The sequence below is a fragment of the Streptomyces pseudovenezuelae genome, assembly GCF_029892565.1.
GTDB lineage: Bacteria > Actinomycetota > Actinomycetes > Streptomycetales > Streptomycetaceae > Streptomyces > Streptomyces pseudovenezuelae_A.
The window spans coordinates 184962-200240 of the sequence record NZ_JARXVH010000009.1 but is presented as its reverse complement, the minus strand read 5'-3'; the positions used below and the strand labels follow the sequence as shown (position 1 = coordinate 200240).

General features: G+C 72.3%; 15 protein-coding genes and 1 pseudogene. 8 read left to right on the top strand and 8 right to left on the bottom strand.

The annotated features are described in order from the left end of the window. Positions 1-657: an HD domain-containing protein gene (locus M2283_RS28475; protein ID WP_280879268.1), complete on the bottom strand. Its 657-nt coding sequence runs from the start codon at positions 655-657 to the stop codon at positions 1-3. A gap of 59 nt (positions 658-716) precedes the next feature. Here M2283_RS28475 and M2283_RS28470 point away from each other — a divergent pair, with 59 nt between their 5' ends. After that, the gene (locus tag M2283_RS28470) at positions 717-1388 is read left to right on the top strand and encodes a maleylpyruvate isomerase family mycothiol-dependent enzyme (protein WP_280879267.1); all 672 of its coding nucleotides are present in this window, start codon (positions 717-719) and stop codon (positions 1386-1388) included. Positions 1389-1564: 176 nt separating this feature from the next. Beyond that, positions 1565-2266, top strand: coding sequence for a copper homeostasis protein CutC (locus M2283_RS28465; RefSeq protein WP_280879266.1), 702 nt, complete (start codon positions 1565-1567; stop codon positions 2264-2266). A 228-nt stretch (positions 2267-2494) separates the two neighbouring features. Here the strand turns inward: M2283_RS28465 and M2283_RS28460 are convergent, their stop codons facing one another. Continuing rightward, positions 2495-4462, bottom strand: a complete 1968-nt coding sequence (locus M2283_RS28460) for a HelD family protein (protein ID WP_280879456.1) — start codon at positions 4460-4462, stop codon at positions 2495-2497. Between the two features lie 399 nt (positions 4463-4861). Between M2283_RS28460 and M2283_RS28455 the strand changes: the two genes are divergently transcribed. Then, positions 4862-5053 (top strand): hypothetical protein, encoded by a 192-nt coding sequence (locus M2283_RS28455; RefSeq protein ID WP_280879265.1) that lies wholly within the window; start codon positions 4862-4864, stop codon positions 5051-5053. 154 nt (positions 5054-5207) lie between these two features. Further along, positions 5208-5474 (top strand): annotated as a pseudogene (locus tag M2283_RS51675) (glycosyltransferase 87 family protein); the annotation flags it as partial. Positions 5475-5626: 152 nt separating this feature from the next. On the opposite strand, the gene M2283_RS28445 reads toward M2283_RS51675, so the two are convergent. Next, entirely contained in the window at positions 5627-7273 is a 1647-nt protein-coding gene (locus M2283_RS28445) for a DNA repair helicase XPB (RefSeq protein WP_348538933.1), read from the bottom strand. Positions 7274-7445: 172 nt separating this feature from the next. Here M2283_RS28445 and M2283_RS28440 point away from each other — a divergent pair, with 172 nt between their 5' ends. Further along, entirely contained in the window at positions 7446-7976 is a 531-nt protein-coding gene (locus M2283_RS28440; RefSeq protein ID WP_280879263.1) for a hypothetical protein, read from the top strand. Positions 7977-7989: 13 nt separating this feature from the next. Here the strand turns inward: M2283_RS28440 and M2283_RS28435 are convergent, their stop codons facing one another. Then, positions 7990-10527 carry a helicase C-terminal domain-containing protein gene (locus M2283_RS28435; RefSeq protein ID WP_280879262.1) on the bottom strand — a complete coding sequence of 846 codons (2538 nt, stop codon included), beginning with the start codon at positions 10525-10527 and terminating at the stop codon, positions 7990-7992. A gap of 119 nt (positions 10528-10646) precedes the next feature. On the opposite strand from M2283_RS28435, the gene M2283_RS28430 reads away from it, so the two are divergent. Beyond that, a complete protein-coding gene (locus M2283_RS28430; RefSeq protein ID WP_280879261.1) occupies positions 10647-11621 on the top strand; it encodes a hypothetical protein in 975 nt (324 codons plus the stop codon). An 81-nt stretch (positions 11622-11702) separates the two neighbouring features. Continuing rightward, entirely contained in the window at positions 11703-12362 is a 660-nt protein-coding gene (locus M2283_RS28425) for an HAD family hydrolase (RefSeq protein ID WP_280879260.1), read from the top strand. Here the strand turns inward: M2283_RS28425 and M2283_RS28420 are convergent. After that, on the bottom strand, positions 12341-12589 hold the full coding sequence (locus tag M2283_RS28420; protein ID WP_280879259.1) for a hypothetical protein: 249 nt from the start codon (positions 12587-12589) through the stop codon (positions 12341-12343). The two genes, M2283_RS28425 and M2283_RS28420, sit on opposite strands and share 22 nt — an antisense overlap. A gap of 163 nt (positions 12590-12752) precedes the next feature. On the opposite strand from M2283_RS28420, the gene M2283_RS28415 reads away from it, so the two are divergent. Next, positions 12753-13136: a cold-shock protein gene (locus M2283_RS28415; protein ID WP_124004059.1), complete on the top strand. Its 384-nt coding sequence runs from the start codon at positions 12753-12755 to the stop codon at positions 13134-13136. A gap of 28 nt (positions 13137-13164) precedes the next feature. On the opposite strand, the gene M2283_RS28410 is transcribed toward M2283_RS28415, so the two are convergent. Genes M2283_RS28410 through M2283_RS28400 form a run of 3 tightly spaced genes read right to left on the bottom strand, consistent with a single transcriptional unit; the run spans position 13165 to position 15237 of the window. Next, positions 13165-14028, bottom strand: coding sequence for a 1,4-dihydroxy-6-naphthoate synthase (locus M2283_RS28410; RefSeq protein ID WP_280879258.1), 864 nt, complete (start codon positions 14026-14028; stop codon positions 13165-13167). Continuing rightward, complete coding sequence (locus tag M2283_RS28405; RefSeq protein ID WP_280879257.1) at positions 14006-14755, bottom strand: futalosine hydrolase; 750 nt, start codon at positions 14753-14755, stop codon at positions 14006-14008. Before M2283_RS28405 ends, M2283_RS28410 begins: the two co-directional genes overlap by 23 nt. Then, on the bottom strand, positions 14725-15237 hold the full coding sequence (locus tag M2283_RS28400) for a DUF2771 domain-containing protein (RefSeq protein ID WP_280879256.1): 513 nt from the start codon (positions 15235-15237) through the stop codon (positions 14725-14727). Before M2283_RS28400 ends, M2283_RS28405 begins: the two co-directional genes overlap by 31 nt. Positions 15238-15279: the final 42 nt, after the last annotated feature.

Genomic DNA, 15279 nt, shown 5'->3' with positions numbered 1-15279 from the left:
TTAGGTGGCCGGGTCCGTCGTGGTCGACAGCATTTCCAGCTCCGAGGCGAGGTTGTAGCGGGCCGTCGCCTCCCATTCCCGCTGCCCATAGGGGGTGCGGAACAGCCCCGGAAGATCGATGAGTTGACGGAGAATCGCCGAACGGCCCTCCCGGAACGCCTCGTTCGGCACGAAGTGGTACTCCTCGCGGACCTCCGCCGTGTAGGCCGCGTACGTCGACGGGGGCGCCGCCAGGATCGCGAGGTCCGCGTCGGACAGGACGGCGCCGTTCGCGTCCGCGGGCTCGGGGGCGTGGGTGACGGTCAGGCGGACCAGACGGGCTACCTCGGCCGTCCCGTCCTGCGACACCCCGGCCTCGGCCAGGGCGCGCTCCGCGAGACGGGCCGAGCGCTCCTCGTTCTCCGAGCGGTCGGGCAGGTAGACCGCGTCGTGGAACCAGGCGGCCAGGCGTACGAGGTCCGGATCCTCGGCGTACTCCTCCAGTACGTCGATGTGGTCCAGGACCGCCGTGAGGTGCGCGAGCGTGTGGTAGCGGCGCTGCGGCTCCTGCCAGCGGGCCAGCAGGTTGTCGGCGTAGGGGAGGGGGTCGGGGCCCGTGGTACGGACACCGTCCAGAGCACGGGACCAGCGCAGACGCAGGGCATCGAGATCGGCCATGCCCTCATTCTCCCCGCGCCCCAGTGACCTCGTCCCCATCCGCCCCCTAGCGTGGATCCATGACTGATCCATACCAGGTACGGGACCCCGAACTGCCCGGTCGACTGCTGAGCGTCGAGCGCGACGCCCTCGTGCCGCTGCTGCGGACCCGGCCCGACGCGGACTTCGCGCTGCCGACGGTCGGTTGTCCGCAGTGGACGGTGCGGGATGTGCTCGCGCACTGTTCGGCCGCGCTGATGCGGGTGGTGGAGAGCCGGTTCGAGCGCGGGGTCTTCTCGCCCGAGGCGAACGACCGGGACATCGCCGAGCGGGCCGAGTGGACGAACGCGCAGGTCGTCGACGAGCTGGAGCGCGGGATGACCGAGGCGGGGCCGGTGATCGCCGAGGCGGGCGGGAAGCTGGACATGATCGCGCTGGGGGAGTGGGTGCACGCCGGTGATGTGCGCGAGGTCCTCGGGGCGCCGGGCGCGTACGCCGGGGCCGGGCTGCCGGACGCGCTCACCCTGCTGGTGCGCATCACCCAGGAGAGGGAGCACCTGCCGCTGCACGCCGACCTCGACGACGTGGACGAGCCGCTGCGTCTGGGCGCCGTGACCGCGCCGCGCCCACCCGCGCGCTACATCGGCGGGGCCGCCACGCTCGTACGGCTGTACGCGGGGCGGCCGGTGACGGAGGGGGTCTCGTACGAGCTGGCCGGGGCGGAGGAGGGGGAGCTGAAGATCTTCGGGTGACCGGTCAGAGTCTTGGAGTGACCGGATTCAGACGCCCCGCCCGACGACTTCGCGTGACGAAAGTGACAAGCGTGACGAGGGAGACGGGGCGATCTCGCGGTCCCCTGCCCGCCCGGCTACCCTGAGATTGGACTAGACCTGTAGCCGCTCCAGGGGAACACGACGGAAGGGGTCCTATGAGCACGCGTGCAGTCCTGGAGGTGATCGCCCTCGACGTCGAGGACGCGGTCGCCGCCCAGGCCGGAGGCGCGGACCGCCTCGAACTGATCACCGACATGGCGGCCGACGGGCTCACCCCGTCGGTGCGGACCTTCGCCGGGATCCGGGCCGCCGTCGACATCGATCTGCGCGTGATGCTGCGACTCACCGACGGTTTCGCCGCCGGCCCCGCCGAGGACGTCGAGCGACTGGTCCGGATCGCGCTGGAGATGCGGGACGCCGGGGCCGAGGAGTTCGTGCTCGGCTTCCTCGACGCCGGGGGCGGGGTGGATCTGGGGGTCGTGGAGCGGCTGGCCGGGGAGTTGGACGGGTGCCGGTGGACGTTCCACCGGGCCATCGACCACGCGGCCGACCGGACCGCCCTGCGCAAGCAGCTCGCCGACCTGCCCGGCCTCGACACCTACCTCACCGCCGGTTCCGCCGCCGGGGTCGACGACGGCCTGTCCACGCTGCTCGCCGAGGCGGCGCACCGCGGGGAGCCCGGGTACGAGCCCCAGCTCCTCGTCGGCGGCGGCCTGCGCCTCGACCACGTGTCCCCGCTGCGCGCCGCCGGCCTCGACGCCTTCCACATCGGCGGCGCGGCCCGCCCGCGCGGCTGGGACGAGCCGGTGTCGTCGGCGGCGGTCGCCGAGTGGCGGGCGGTGCTGGACGGGAAGTGACCGGGGGCGGGGGCACCGGGCGCTCGGCGCGACCGCTCCGTGCGGCTGCGCCTCGATGGCCCGGACGACGCGAGGCGGGGTTTCCCGGCCTCCCGACGCGGCCCGCCGAAGTCCGCGCCGGATCGGGCGAGTCACAGACCGGGCGCGTGGCCGATCAGGCGCGGCCGCGGACCGGACACGTCGTCGATCAGGCCAACTGCGCGGGCAGCGCGCCCGCCTGGGCCACGATCAGGTCAGCTGCGCAGGCAACTCGCTCGCATGCGTCACGATCAGGCCCGAGACCGCTCGGGTCAGCGTCACGTACAGGCGGCGCAGCCCGGTGCGTTCGTCCGGTTCGCCGTCGACCACGGCCTGCGGTTCGTCGAGGACCACGTAGTCGTACTCCAGGCCCTTGGCGAGGGACGCGGGGACCAGGGTGAGACGGGTCTCGGCCGTCGTCTCCTCACCCGGGGCGAGGTGACCGAGGCCGGCCGCCGTCAAAGCCTCGGCCAGTTCCGGGATGCGCGCGTCCGCCGAGATCAGGCCCGTCGAGCCCTCGTGGGCGAGCAACTCCTCGCAGGCGGCGACCACTTCGGCCGTGCCGGTGACCGGGCGGAGCGCGAAGAAGCCCGGGTTCTCCCGGACCGACGCCACCGGGGTGAGGCCGGGGGCGATGTGCGGGAGCAGCCGGGAGGCGTATGTGATGACGTCCGTCGGCACGCGGAAACCGGCCGTCAGTTCCTCGATGACGCCCTCCGTCTTGCCGAGGTGGGCCAGCGCCTCGTCCCAACTCCGCGTCGCCCAGGGCGTGGTGCCCTGCGCCAGATCGCCCAGGACGGTCGCGGAGCCGGTGGTGCAGCGCCGCCCCACCGCCCGGTACTGCATCGGCGACAGGTCCTGCGCCTCGTCCAGCACCACATGCCCCAACGAGTGCGTGCGCTGCACGAGATCCGTCGTCTCGTCGATCAACACCGCGTCCGCGGGCGCCCACTTGGCGGCCTTCACCGACCGCACGGGCCTGGCCCACAGGATCGTCTTCCGCTCGTCCTCGGTGAGGATCCCGTCCGAGTGCACGGCGAGGAAGTCCGCGTCCGTGAGCAGCCGCAGCACGAGTTTCGCCGGGTCGACCGGCGGCCATACGGCCTTCACCGCGGCCTTGACCGCGCTGTTGCGGGCCACCGCGTCCTGCACCCGGTCGTCCGGCGCCTCGCCCGACCGCTCCATCTGCACCAGCACGGCATGCGCGATGCGCTGCGGCAGGGCCTCGCGGGCGGCGCCGTAGCGGATGCCCCGGTCCAGCAACTCCCGCACGATGTCCTCGAGTTCGTACGCCGGCACCCGCCACCGGCGGGACCCGCGCACGACCACGACCTGCTCCGTCGGCATGGTCACGTGCGCGTACACGGCCCGGCGCAGCACCTGAGCCATCCTCGCGTCGCCCTTGATGATCGCCGCCGCCGCGTCGTCCGTACCCAGCACCTCGACGCTCCCCGCGACCAGGTCGTCCACGGTCGCCTGCCGCACGCTCAACTCGCCCAGCGCCGGCAGCACTTGCTCGATGTAGTGCAGGAAGGACCGGTTCGGCCCGATGACGAGGGTGCCGGTGCGGGCGAGCCGCTCGCGGTGGGCGTAGAGCAGATAGGCGACCCGGTGCAGACCGACGGCCGTCTTTCCCGTCCCCGGGCCACCCTGCACGCACACCGTCCCGCCCAGGCCGCTGCGCACGATCTCGTCCTGCTCCGGCTGGATGGTCGCCACGATGTCGCGCATCGGACCTACGCGCGGGCGCTCGATCTCCCGCTGGAGCAGCTTGCTGGTCCGGGCGTCTTCCGCCGGGTCGGAGAGGTGCTCGTCCTCGTACGCCGTGAGGTCGCCGCCGGTGTACCCGAAGCGGCGGCGCAGCGCGATGTCCAGCGGGTCCTTCTTGGACGCCCGGTAGAACGGCTGCGAGACCGGCGCGCGCCAGTCGATGACCATCGGGTCGCCGTCGTGGTCGTGCACGTGCCGGCGCCCGATGTAGAAGCGCTCGCCGTCCGCGCCTTCCGCCTGGTCGGCGCCGGGTGCGTGGAGGTAGTCGAGGCGGCCGAAGAACAGCGGGGTGTCGCTGAGGTCGGCGAGCGCCTTGATGCGGTCGTCGATCTGGCGGGACAGCACCTCGGCGTTGACCCAGTTCGCGGTGACGTCGCGGATGTCCAGCGACTCGACGTCCTCCCGCATGGCCCGCAGGGCGGCGCGCGAGGAGGCGAGGTGGGAGCGCTCTCGGGAGAGGGGGTCGTCGAGGGTGTCGTGGGCGTGCGTGGACAAGGGGGTGCCTCCGAGGGCCTGCGGTGTGGACGGCGCGGACGAACTGCGCGGCTCTACTGGATACCGACCGGTTTCCGTCCGGGCGGCGGCACTCCGGGTAGGGAGGCGGGCAAGAGCGGAGATTCTAGGTCAGGCGGGGAGGCGGAGGCCAACCAATTAACGGGGCCGACGAACGGGGCCGCGTCCAACCCCTAGGGGATGCTCCCCTCCTCCTGTGGGGGAACGGGTCGCCCCACAGTCGTACGACACGACGACCTCGCTTCGCCCCTCAGACCGATGCCCTCCTTATGTGCCAAAAGCCACCATGGAGACATGAGCGCAGCAACCTTCACCCCAGCCCCCGCCCCTCGGCAGGCCCGCCCCAGCGGTGCCACGGCCGTCGAGGGCAGCCACCCCCACCGTGTCGGCAACGCCCTGCGTGCGATCAAGGTCTTCGCAGGTGCGGTCTTCAGCGTCGCGATACTCGGCGAGTACGGCGAGGAAGCGGGCGTACGCCGCAGGTGACCCACTAGGGTCACCGCGTGACCCTAGTGGGTCACACTCGGCAACACCTCTTTCACGCTCAGCGACGTCCCTTTCGTACTCGGCAACACCCCTTCCGCTGCCGGCCGTTTCGTTCGGTGCCTTCGTCGCCCTCTGTCTCGCGCAGGGCGCTCCGATGGCCGACGCGCTGGTCTACCGGGCCGAGGGAGCGGCGGTCGCCCACGGCGGCGATCTCTACGGGTTCACGGTCACGCGCCGGCGGTTGCCGGCCACGTACCCGCCCTTCGCGGCCCTGCTGTTCGTCCCGCTGTCCTGGCTGCCGGTACCCGTCGTCAAGGCGGTCCTCCTCGCGGGCAACGCGCTCCTGCTGGTGTGGTTCATCCACCTGTCGGCCCGACTCGCGGGCCGCCCCCTGCCGGTCCCAGCCCTGTTCGCGTCCCGCACGATGTGGCTGCTGCCCCAGCCCCACGCCGGTGACCTGGACCTCCGACTCCCGTGGTGGGCGCAGCCGTTGGTGTCGCCGTACCCGCCGCTGGGTCTGGCGCTGCTGGGCTCAGCCTTCTTCGGGAAACCGGCCCCCTTCGGGCGGCTCGCTCAGCTCTCCTCCGCCAGCAGCTCGTCCGCGTCCATGATCCGGTACGCGTACCCCTGCTCGGCCAGGAAGCGCTGGCGGTGGGCCGCGAAGTCCTGGTCGAGGGTGTCGCGGGCGACGACGGAGTAGAAGTGGGCCTTGTGGCCGTCGGCCTTGGGGCGCAGGACGCGGCCCAGGCGCTGGGCCTCCTCCTGGCGGGAGCCGAAGGTGCCGGAGACCTGGACGGCGACGGTCGCCTCCGGCAGGTCGATGGAGAAGTTGGCGACCTTCGAGACGACCAGCACGCTGATCTCGCCCTCGCGGAAGGCGCCGAAGAGCTTCTCGCGCTGGGCGTTGGAGGTCTCGCCCTTGATGACGGGGGCGTTCAAGTGCTCGCCCAGTTCGTCGAGTTGGTCGATGTACTGGCCGATGACGAGGATCTGCTGGCCCGCGAAGCGCCGCACGATCGCCTCGGTGACCTTCCGCTTGGTCTCCGTCGTCGCACAGAACCGGTACTTCTCCTCGGTCTCGGCCGTGGCATAGGCGAGCCGCTCGGCGTCGGTGAGGTTGACCCGGACCTCGACGCAGTCGGCGGGTGCGATGTACCCCTGCGCCTCGATCTCCTTCCAGGGCGCGTCGAAGCGCTTGGGGCCGATCAGCGAGAACACGTCCGACTCGCGGCCGTCCTCACGGACCAGGGTCGCCGTCAGACCCAGCCGCCGGCGTGCCTGCAGATCGGCGGTGAACTTGAAGACCGGCGCGGGCAGCAGGTGCACCTCGTCGTAGAGGATCAGACCCCAGTCACGGGAGTCGAAGAGTTCGAGGTGCGGGTAGACGCCCTTCCGCTTCGTCGTCAGCACCTGGTACGTGGCGATGGTGACGGGGCGGATCTCCTTGCGCGTACCGCTGTACTCCCCGATCTCCTCCTCGGTCAGCGAGGTCCGCTTCACCAGCTCGTGCTTCCACTGCCGGGCGGAGACGGTGTTGGTGACGAGGATGAGCGTGGTGGACTTGGCCTGGGCCATCGCCCCGGCGCCGACGAGGGTCTTCCCTGCCCCACAAGGCAGGACGACGACACCGCTCCCGCCGTGCCAGAAGTTCTCGACGGCCTGCTTCTGGTACGGCCGCAGCGCCCACCCGTCCTCGTCCAGCTCGATCGGGTGCGCCTCGCCGTCCACGTACCCGGCGAGGTCCTCGGCGGGCCAGCCCAGCTTCAGCAGCGCCTGCTTGATCTGGCCGCGCTCGGAGGGGTGCACGGCCACGGTGTCGGGGTCGATCCGGATGCCGACCAGCGGGGCGATCCGCTTCGAGCGCAGGATCTCCTCAAGGACCGGGCGGTCGGTGGTGGTCAGCACCAGCCCGTGGGCCGGGTCCTTGCTGAGGGTCAGCCGTCCGTACCGGTCCATGGTCTCGGCGACGTCCACGAGCAGCGCGTGCGGCACGGGATACCGGCTGAACTGCACGAGCGCGTCCACGACCTGCTCGGCGTCGTGCCCGGCCGCCCGCGCGTTCCACAGCCCGAGCGGGGTCACCCGGTAGGTGTGGATGTGCTCGGGCGCCCGCTCCAGTTCCGCGAACGCCGCGATGGCCCGACGGCACTCGTCGGCCTGCTCGTGGTCGACCTCTAGGAGCAGCGTCTTGTCGGACTGGACGATCAGCGGACCGTTCACGTACGTACATCCCTTCGGCACGGGCCAAACGTCCAGTGTGCCTTACAGCCCCCTGTTCACGGTGGGGTGCGGCTCACACCCGATGCACTCCCGGTGCAACCCCGAGCCCCCCACGACTGTCTTGACCGGCGGGAGCCGCGCGCACACGTGGTTCGGGGAGGAGCGTGGGGTGATGTCGGTACGCAGGTGGGGGACCGGCCTGGGAGCCACGGGGGTGCTGCTCGCGACGGGGGCGTGGGTGGCGTGGCCGGCGACGGATGTCGACGCGCGGCTGTGGGCCGAGGTACGGCCGGCGATCGAGGCCCGGCTGGTGGCCGACTCGGCGGGCACCGGGTACGAGTACAAGGACGCGCGCTGGTTCTGCCGCGCCGAGGCCCTCGACCTGGACGAGCACGACGGCCTCGTCCGGGCCGGCGTGAACACCCTGTGCGTCGAGTACGGCACCCACGAGGGCGCCCTCCTGGAGTGCGCCGGCGCTGCGATCCCGCAGGTCGTACGCCTGAAACGGGACCCGGACGGCACGTATCACGTCACCTCCCGCCAGGAGCCCCCGGACGGTTCGGAGTACGCGGACTGGCTGGCCGCCCACTTCAGCCTCGCCACGGAACCGGCCGCCGCCGGCTCCCTGGACGCCGGCACCCTGCAGTCCACGGCCCGCACCCACTTCGGCCTCCCGGCGAACGCCCCGATCAGGGACTGCTGAGCGACCGGCCGGGTCAGTCCCCGTCGTCCGCCAGTTCCGCCACCCCCGTCACCCGGTGCAGGGGGTACGTGCGGACCTCGTCCGCCGTGTGGTCGTACGCCGTGACGAAGCCGCCCTCGACGCGGATGGGGGCGATGACGCGCTGGCTGGCGGCGCCCTCGGCGTTGACGTAGCCGATCCAGAGGGTCTCGCCGGTGAGGACGGCGGCCTGCATGGTGGCGAGGGTCTCGGCGTGGCCGGTGCGGGGGAGGGCGCCGCCGGAGACGGGGGCCGCGGACGGTTTGCGCGGGGTCGTGGAGGCCAGGTCGCCGGCCCGGATGGCACGGATCGCGGCCGACAGGAGCGTGGCGTCCGGGACCGGGGGGCCGTCGGGGACCGGCTCGGGGGCCGTGCGCGGCAGGGTGCGGTGGGCGTCGGAGCGGGTGATCAGGACATCGCCGTCGGCCGATTCGGCGGCCGGCGCGAAGCCCAGCGCGCGCAGGCCGTCGAGCAGGGCCGTCGGGTCGGCCTGGGTGGCCAGGACGGTCGGCGCGAGGCGGCGCAGCCGCAGCCCGGCGGCCCGCTTGTCGGCGAGGATCTCGCTCAGCACGGCGTCGTCGTCGCAGCGCACGTACGCCGAGGCCGCCCCCACCCGCAATCGTCCGTGTCTGCGGGCCACGTCGTCGATCAGGTACGTCAGCGGCTGCGGCACCGGCGTGCGCGAGTGCGCGGCCAGGAACGCATGCAGGTCGGTCGCCGCCCGACCGGCGTCCAGGGCCCGCCGTACCGAACCCGGCGTGAAGCGGTAGACCGTCGCTCCGCCCTTGGACTCCACGTCCGCGAGCACGTCCAGCATGTCCGCCAGCGGGCGCTCCAACGGCCCCGGCGCCACCGCGGTCAGGTCGGCCTGGAGCAGGACGTGGTCCAGCGGCTCGGGCAGGAGTGGGGTGAGGAGACGGATGGCGGCGGCGGAGGCGGTGGCCTGTTCGGCGGGGGTGAGGGGTTCCAGGGGCGGGGGTGGGGTCGGGGCCGAGGTGCGGTGGACGGGGAGTTTGTCGCCCGGGCCCGCCGGCAGCGTCTCCGCCGCCGGAGCAGCCGGCGCGCCCAGCAGCGCCCGCCCGTGCGCCGACAGCGCGCCCCTGCCCGTCACGCCCAGCATCTCCGACTCCGACAGCGCCCACCGGGCGAGCCGGCCGCGCAGGTCGTCGCCGGGCTGGGGGCCACGCGGCGGCCGTTCCCAGCGCAGTCGGGCGAGCACGGAGTCGGCGGTCGGCGCGGCGCCCGTCGGCAGCCCGGCCAGCAGGCTCAGCACCCGGTGCCGTACCTCCGGCGCGGCCGAGCGGTCGAGCCCGGGCCCCAGCGCCGACAGCGAACGGTCCTTCGCGTCCCGCCCGCCGACCAGTCCGGACGTCCGCGTCGCCGTCAGCCAGGCCTCCGCGAGCCGGGCCCACCGCTCGGCGGCCGGCCGCTCCAGCCACTCGTCGTAGGCCGGGGTCGCCGCGTACCGCTCGTCGGCCTCGCTGTCGGAGGCCAACAGCCCGGCCGCGTAGGCGAGTTCGACCCAGAAGGCGGCGACGGGTTCGGGCAGGTCGAGGGCGACGGCGGTCCGCTTGAGGTCCCGCACGCTCAGCCCGCCCGCCCGCATCACGGCGGGCCCGCCCTCGTGCCAGTCCTTGAGCAGCTCCGCCACGGTCGCGAGCGCGGTGTACGCCTGCCCGGCCGCCGCCGCGTCCACAACCTGTGGACGGTGCACGGCGGCCGGCTCCACCGCCGGCGGCAAGGGCTCGGTGGTGCGGTGCGCGTGGCCGCCGCGCAGATGCAGGGCCACCTCGCGGGGGAGTACGACCGTGCCGGGCGCCGTCGGCAGCAGCAGCCCGCGGTCGATCAGCCACCGCAGCCGGGCCGCCGGATCCGCCGTTACCTGCCCGTACGGCGGCCCCCACACCAGCCGCGCCAGCACCTCCAGCGACTCCGGCGGGGCCTGGTCGAGCAGCGCCGCCATCCGCTTCCGGTCGCCGTACAGCCCGGTGAGCGCGGCCACCGCCGAGACCGCGTCGTGCGTCGAGGGCAGCCCGGCCGCGCCCACGATCTCCTGGATCCGCCCCGGTGACATGCCCGCCGTCGCCTCCTGGACCGTCGGCCCCAGGCCCGTCGGCGACGGATGCTGCGGCGAGGGCGCCAGCAGCTCACGGGCCGTGCGCACCAGCCGCAGCCGGTCGTCGCCGCCCCACACCAGCGCCTGCTCGCGCAAGGTACCGAGGGCGCGCGGCAGCGCCCCTTCGACGGCCGCATCGACCTCGTAGCCGGCCATCAGCCCGAGCAACTCCGCGTACGAGGCAGGCTCCGCCGCCACGGCCAGCGCTTCCGCGGTCTGCAGTGCGAACCGGTCAAGACGCTCAAGGGCGCGCACCACCGAGGCCCGGGTGCCGGCCCGGGTCGCGAGCTGCGTGAGGTCCGTGGGAACGGGCGTGATCAGATCGGGCCGGGCGCGCAGGAGCGCGCCGAGGGAGGCGTCGTCCCTGTGTCGGAGCGCCTCCGCGAGAGAACGGGGCGGTGTTGCCGGGTCGCTCATCCGACCTACGGTAGGGCAATCACCGCCCGTACGGCTCTTGAGGACGAGGCCGGAACCCGCCTGTGCGCGGTACCTTCGTCCAACGGGGTTTCAACGGCGCCCATCCCGGAGGGACTTCGTTGGGCATCGAGAGCGACCAGGTCGTCTACGAGTATCTGAGCCGCGTCGGCGACGTCGCGCAGCAGCGCCAGTTGCCGTCCGGCACGCGCATGCGGCTCGTCTCCGAGCTGCGCAACGAGATCGACCGCAGCCGGGCCAAGGCCACCGTCGACAGCCCCGCCGCCGTCCGCAAGATCATCGACCGGCTCGGCAGCCCCGACGAGGTCGTCTCCGCGGCCGGTGGCACCGGCTCCGCCACCCCGCAGGTGCCGCGTGCTCACGTGCCCGTACAACGCGACGACGAGCCCGAGCAGCGGCCCAAGGGCCTGCGCCGGGTCGTACCCCGCCCGCGCGCCACCGAGCCCTCCCCGTCCCCGCCCTCCGACGCCCCCGCCCCGCCCCACCTCGCCAGCGCGCAGGAGCTCGGGGACAGCGCGCTGCGGCCCGACTGGTGGCGGGTGGGCAGCACGCCCCTGGAGGACAGCGTGCCGGGGTTCGTCGGCGGCGTGGAGATCCCGGAGCTGCTCAAGCCCCCGCCGCCGAAGGAAGAGGAAAAGCCGAAGGAACCGGTCCTGGAGAAGGCGCCGGTCGTCGAAGAGGTCGTCGAGGAGCCCGTACCGAAGGCTCCCCGGCGCCGGTTGCTGCCCCGCCCCGCGGTCGGCTGGAGCAACCCGCTCCTCCTGCTCGCCGCCGCCCTGCTCGTGGCCGGCGCGATCCTCGGCAACCTCTTCGCCCTGCTCCTCGGCTGGGTCATCGCCTACGCCTCCCGCCGCCTGACCCCGAACGAGTCCAAGTGGGCGGTCATCGGCATGCCCACCCTCGCCCTCACCGCCGGCATCGTCTGGCTCTGGGGCCGCAACGAGGGCCGCTGGGGCGAGCCCATCGCCCAGGACCACATGAGCGACGCGATCTCCGAGACCTGGCCGTGGGTGATCCGGGGCGCGGCGGTCCTGTCGGCGCTGTTCCTGGTCTGGCGCTCGCAGCGGAATCGATAGCAGTCGGAATCGGCGGGCAGTACAGGCAGTAGGTGCACGTCACACCAGCCGGGCGTCTCCCCGTCACCCCGCCTGGGCACAATGGCCGATATGGCCTCCACGAGCTCCGCACCCGACCGCACCCCCGCCTCCCTCACCGTCGGCTTCGACCTCGACATGACCCTCATCGACTCGCGCCCCGGCATTCGCGCGTGCTTCCTCGCGCTGGCCGAGCGGACGGGGACGTACATCGATGCCGACCTGACGATCACCCGCCTGGGACCGCCGCTCGCCCAGGAGTTGATCAACTGGTTCCCGGCGGAGCAGGTCGAGGCCATGGCGGATCTCTACCGCTCGATGTACCCCTCGATCGCCATCACCGCGACCCCGGCGATGGCCGGCGCCCGTGAGGCGATCGGTGGCGTCCAGGCGGCGGGCGGGCGCGCGATCGTCGTCACCGCCAAGTACGGGCCCAACGCGAAACTGCACCTGGAGCACCTCGGGCTCGGGCCCGACGAGGTAGTCGGGAATCTGTGGGCCGAGCAGAAGGCGGAGGCGCTGCGCGAGCACGACGCGAGCATCTACGTCGGTGACCACGTCGGAGACGTCCGCGGGGCACGCACGGCCGGTGCCCTGTCCGTCGCCGTGGCGACCGGGCCGTGCGACGCCGAGGAGTTGACGGCGGCCGGGGCGGACGTGGTCCTCGCCGACCTCACGGAGTTCCCCCAGTGGCTCGCCAACTACCGTCCGGCGCGCGCCTGACGGCGGCCCGCCGCAATCGACTGGAGCACTCCGGCACCGGCGACGAGGAAGCCGACGCCCATGAGCATGCTCAGTCCGAACATGTACGTCGGAAATGGTTTCGCATGGAGGAAGAGCGGAGCCACTGTGACGAGTGTGGCCACGGCACCGATGAAGAACACGATGGCACCGGCACGGATCAGTCCGTCGCCGGGCCCGGCGGAATTCGTTTGGGTTTTGTCACGCACCGGACCAGGGTAGTTCCCAGCGCGAAGGAACAACCGGGCGACGTCTTGTCACCGGCCTGAAGACCATTAGCCTTGGTACCGGCGGGTCCCGACGACCCGCCCCAGTGCTATCAAGAGCCGTTTCAGAAGCAGTTTTCCGACGAGTACGAGGACGAGGACAGACGTGCCTACCGGCAAGGTCAAGTGGTTCAACAGTGAGAAGGGCTTCGGCTTTCTCTCCCGCGACGACGGCGGTGACGTCTTCGTCCATTCCTCGGTCCTCCCCGCCGGAGTCGAGACGCTCAAGCCCGGTCAGCGGGTGGAGTTCGGGGTGGTCGCCGGCCAACGCGGCGACCAGGCCCTTTCGGTGACCGTTCTCGATCCGACCCCCTCCGTCGCGGCGGCGACCCGCAAGAAGCCCGACGAACTGGCCTCCATCGTGCAGGACTTGACGACGCTCCTGGAGAACATCACGCCGATGCTGGAGCGCGGTCGCTATCCGGACAAGCCGGCCGGCAAGAAGATCGCGGGACTGCTGCGGGCGGTCGCCGACCAACTCGACGTATAAGCCACGTAAGTCGCGGACAAGTCACCCGTCACGGAAAATTCAGTGCCTCCGGGCCGAGGGGCGGAACCAGCCCCTCGGCCGCCGCGCGCGTCAACAGGCCACGGATTGCGGCATAGCCGGCCTCGCCGAGGTCCGCGGTGAATTCGTTGACGTACAGACCGATGTGCTGGTCGGCGACGGACGGGTCCATTTCCTGGGCGTGTTCCATGACGTACGGGCGGGAGACCTCCGGGTCGGCCCACGCGGCCCGCACCGAGGCGCGGATCGACTCGGCGAGCGTTTCCAGCCTTTCCGCGCCCAGTGAACGCTTCGCGATGATCGCGCCGAGCGGGATCGGCAGACCCGTCGTGTCCTCCCAGTGCTCACCCATGTCCGCGAGCTTGTGCAGCCCGTAGTTCCGGAACGTGAAGCGCGCCTCGTGGATGACGAGCCCCGCGTCGACCTTCCCGTCCCGCACGGCCGGCATGATCTCGTGGAACGGCATCACCACGATCTCGCCGACCCCGCCCGGGATCGTGTCCGCGGCCCAGAGACGGAAGAGCAGATACGCCGTCGACCGCTCGCTCGGCACCGCGACCGTACGGCCGGTGAGGTCGACGCCTTCCTCGCGGGTCAGCACCAGCGGGCCGCAGCCCCGGCCCAGCGCGCCCCCGCAGGGCAGCAGCGCGTACTCATCAAGGACATAGGGCAGGACGGCGTACGACACCTTCAGTACGTCCAACTCGCCGCGTTCGGCCATGCCGTTGGTGATGTCGATGTCCGCGAAGGTCACGTCGAGCGCGGGGGCGTCCGGCACACGGCCGTGCGCTAGGGCGTCGAAGACGAAGGTGTCGTTCGGGCAGGGGGAGTACGCGATCTGCAGCCGCTGCTCACCGGTCGTGTGGGTCGTCATACGGGTTCCAACTCTCCAGGACGGGCGCGAACTTCCCGAAGCCCTCGGTCAGTGCCGCGAGGGCGTCGCCGATGCGCCAGGCGGCGCGGTCGCGCGGGCCCACGGGGTTGGAGACCGCGCGTACTTCCAGGACGGGCACGCCGTGCGAGGCGGCGGCCTCGGCCACCCCGAAGCCCTCCATCGCCTCGGCCAGCGCGCGGGGGTGGCGGGCGCGCAGTTCGGCGGCGCGTGCGGCGGTGCCGGTCACGGTGGAGACGGTCAGTACGGCTCCGGTGCGCGCGCCGGTCGCGGCCGTGAGGTCTCGTACGAGTGATTTCGGGGGGCGGTGGGTGACGGTGCCGAAGCCGAGTTCGGTGACCGGGACGAAGCCGTCGGCGGTCTCGGCGCCCAGGTCGGCCGCGGTGATCTCGTCGGCGACGACGAGGGAGCCGACGGGCGCCTCGGGCTGGAAGCCGCCGGCGATGCCCGCGGAGACGACCAGGGTGTACGGGGTGCCCTTGAGGGCGGCGGTGGTGAGGGCCGTCGCGGTGGAGGCGGCGGCGAGGGCCGGGCCGACGCCGGCGGCGATGACGTCGACGGTGCTGTCACCGGTGACGTCGGTGGTGCTGTCGGTCGTGAACGCCCGTGCCACCGCGTCCCGTTCGGCGGGGACGGCGGTGGCCACGAGGACGCGGAACGCGCGTGCGGCGGACGTGATCAGTCGTCCTTCTTCAGCTTGAACGACCACAGACCGGTGACCGTGTTGCTGTTCTTCTTGCCGTCGGCGGCCTTGATGGAGACCAGGGTGGAGTTGCCCTGGGCGCCGTACTGGGCGTTGAAGAAGACGCTGCCCGGGATCGTGCGGTACGTCTTGTCGCTGTCCTCGGTGAGCGGCTGGCCGTTCATGAGGATCGTCCAGCGCTTGTCGGCGACGTCGGGGTCGACGCCGAAGCGGACCGTCTCGTCGGGGTCGACACTGATGGACTTGATGTCGTTGTCCTTCAGGCACGCGGCGAGGTCCGCGGACTTCAGGGCCTTGCCCTCGCCGCCGCAGGTGGCCTGCTCGCTGACCGAGGAGCGGCCGACCGTGATCGTCGACAGCGGCGTCGGCTTGTCGCAGGCCGAGAGGACGAGCAGTCCGGCGGATACCGCGCCGGCGGCGGCGACGGCGCGACGGCGTCGCACAGCGCGGTGCATGTCGGCGGCTTCGCCGCGAGGCATCGAGGTCATGGGGCGAAGGTTATCGGGCGGCTCCGGCCCGCCTCCCATGTG

Bases quoted from the DNA above. Each gene is read 5' to 3' on its own strand.
- M2283_RS28470 (WP_280879267.1), top strand. From the start codon at position 717: ATGACTGATCCATACCAGGTACGGGACCCCGAACTGCCCGGTCGACTG.
- M2283_RS28465 (WP_280879266.1), top strand. From the start codon at position 1,565: ATGAGCACGCGTGCAGTCCTGGAGGTGATCGCCCTCGACGTCGAGGAC.
- M2283_RS28460 (WP_280879456.1), bottom strand. From the start codon at position 4,462: ATGCGGGAGGACGTCGAGTCGCTGGACATCCGCGACGTCACCGCGAAC.
- M2283_RS28435 (WP_280879262.1), bottom strand. From the start codon at position 10,527: ATGAGCGACCCGGCAACACCGCCCCGTTCTCTCGCGGAGGCGCTCCGA.
- M2283_RS28455 (WP_280879265.1), top strand. From the start codon at position 4,862: ATGAGCGCAGCAACCTTCACCCCAGCCCCCGCCCCTCGGCAGGCCCGC.
- M2283_RS28410 (WP_280879258.1), bottom strand. From the start codon at position 14,028: ATGACGACCCACACGACCGGTGAGCAGCGGCTGCAGATCGCGTACTCC.
- M2283_RS28475 (WP_280879268.1), bottom strand. From the start codon at position 657: ATGGCCGATCTCGATGCCCTGCGTCTGCGCTGGTCCCGTGCTCTGGAC.
- M2283_RS28425 (WP_280879260.1), top strand. From the start codon at position 11,703: ATGGCCGATATGGCCTCCACGAGCTCCGCACCCGACCGCACCCCCGCC.
- M2283_RS28400 (WP_280879256.1), bottom strand. From the start codon at position 15,237: ATGACCTCGATGCCTCGCGGCGAAGCCGCCGACATGCACCGCGCTGTG.
- M2283_RS28440 (WP_280879263.1), top strand. From the start codon at position 7,446: ATGTCGGTACGCAGGTGGGGGACCGGCCTGGGAGCCACGGGGGTGCTG.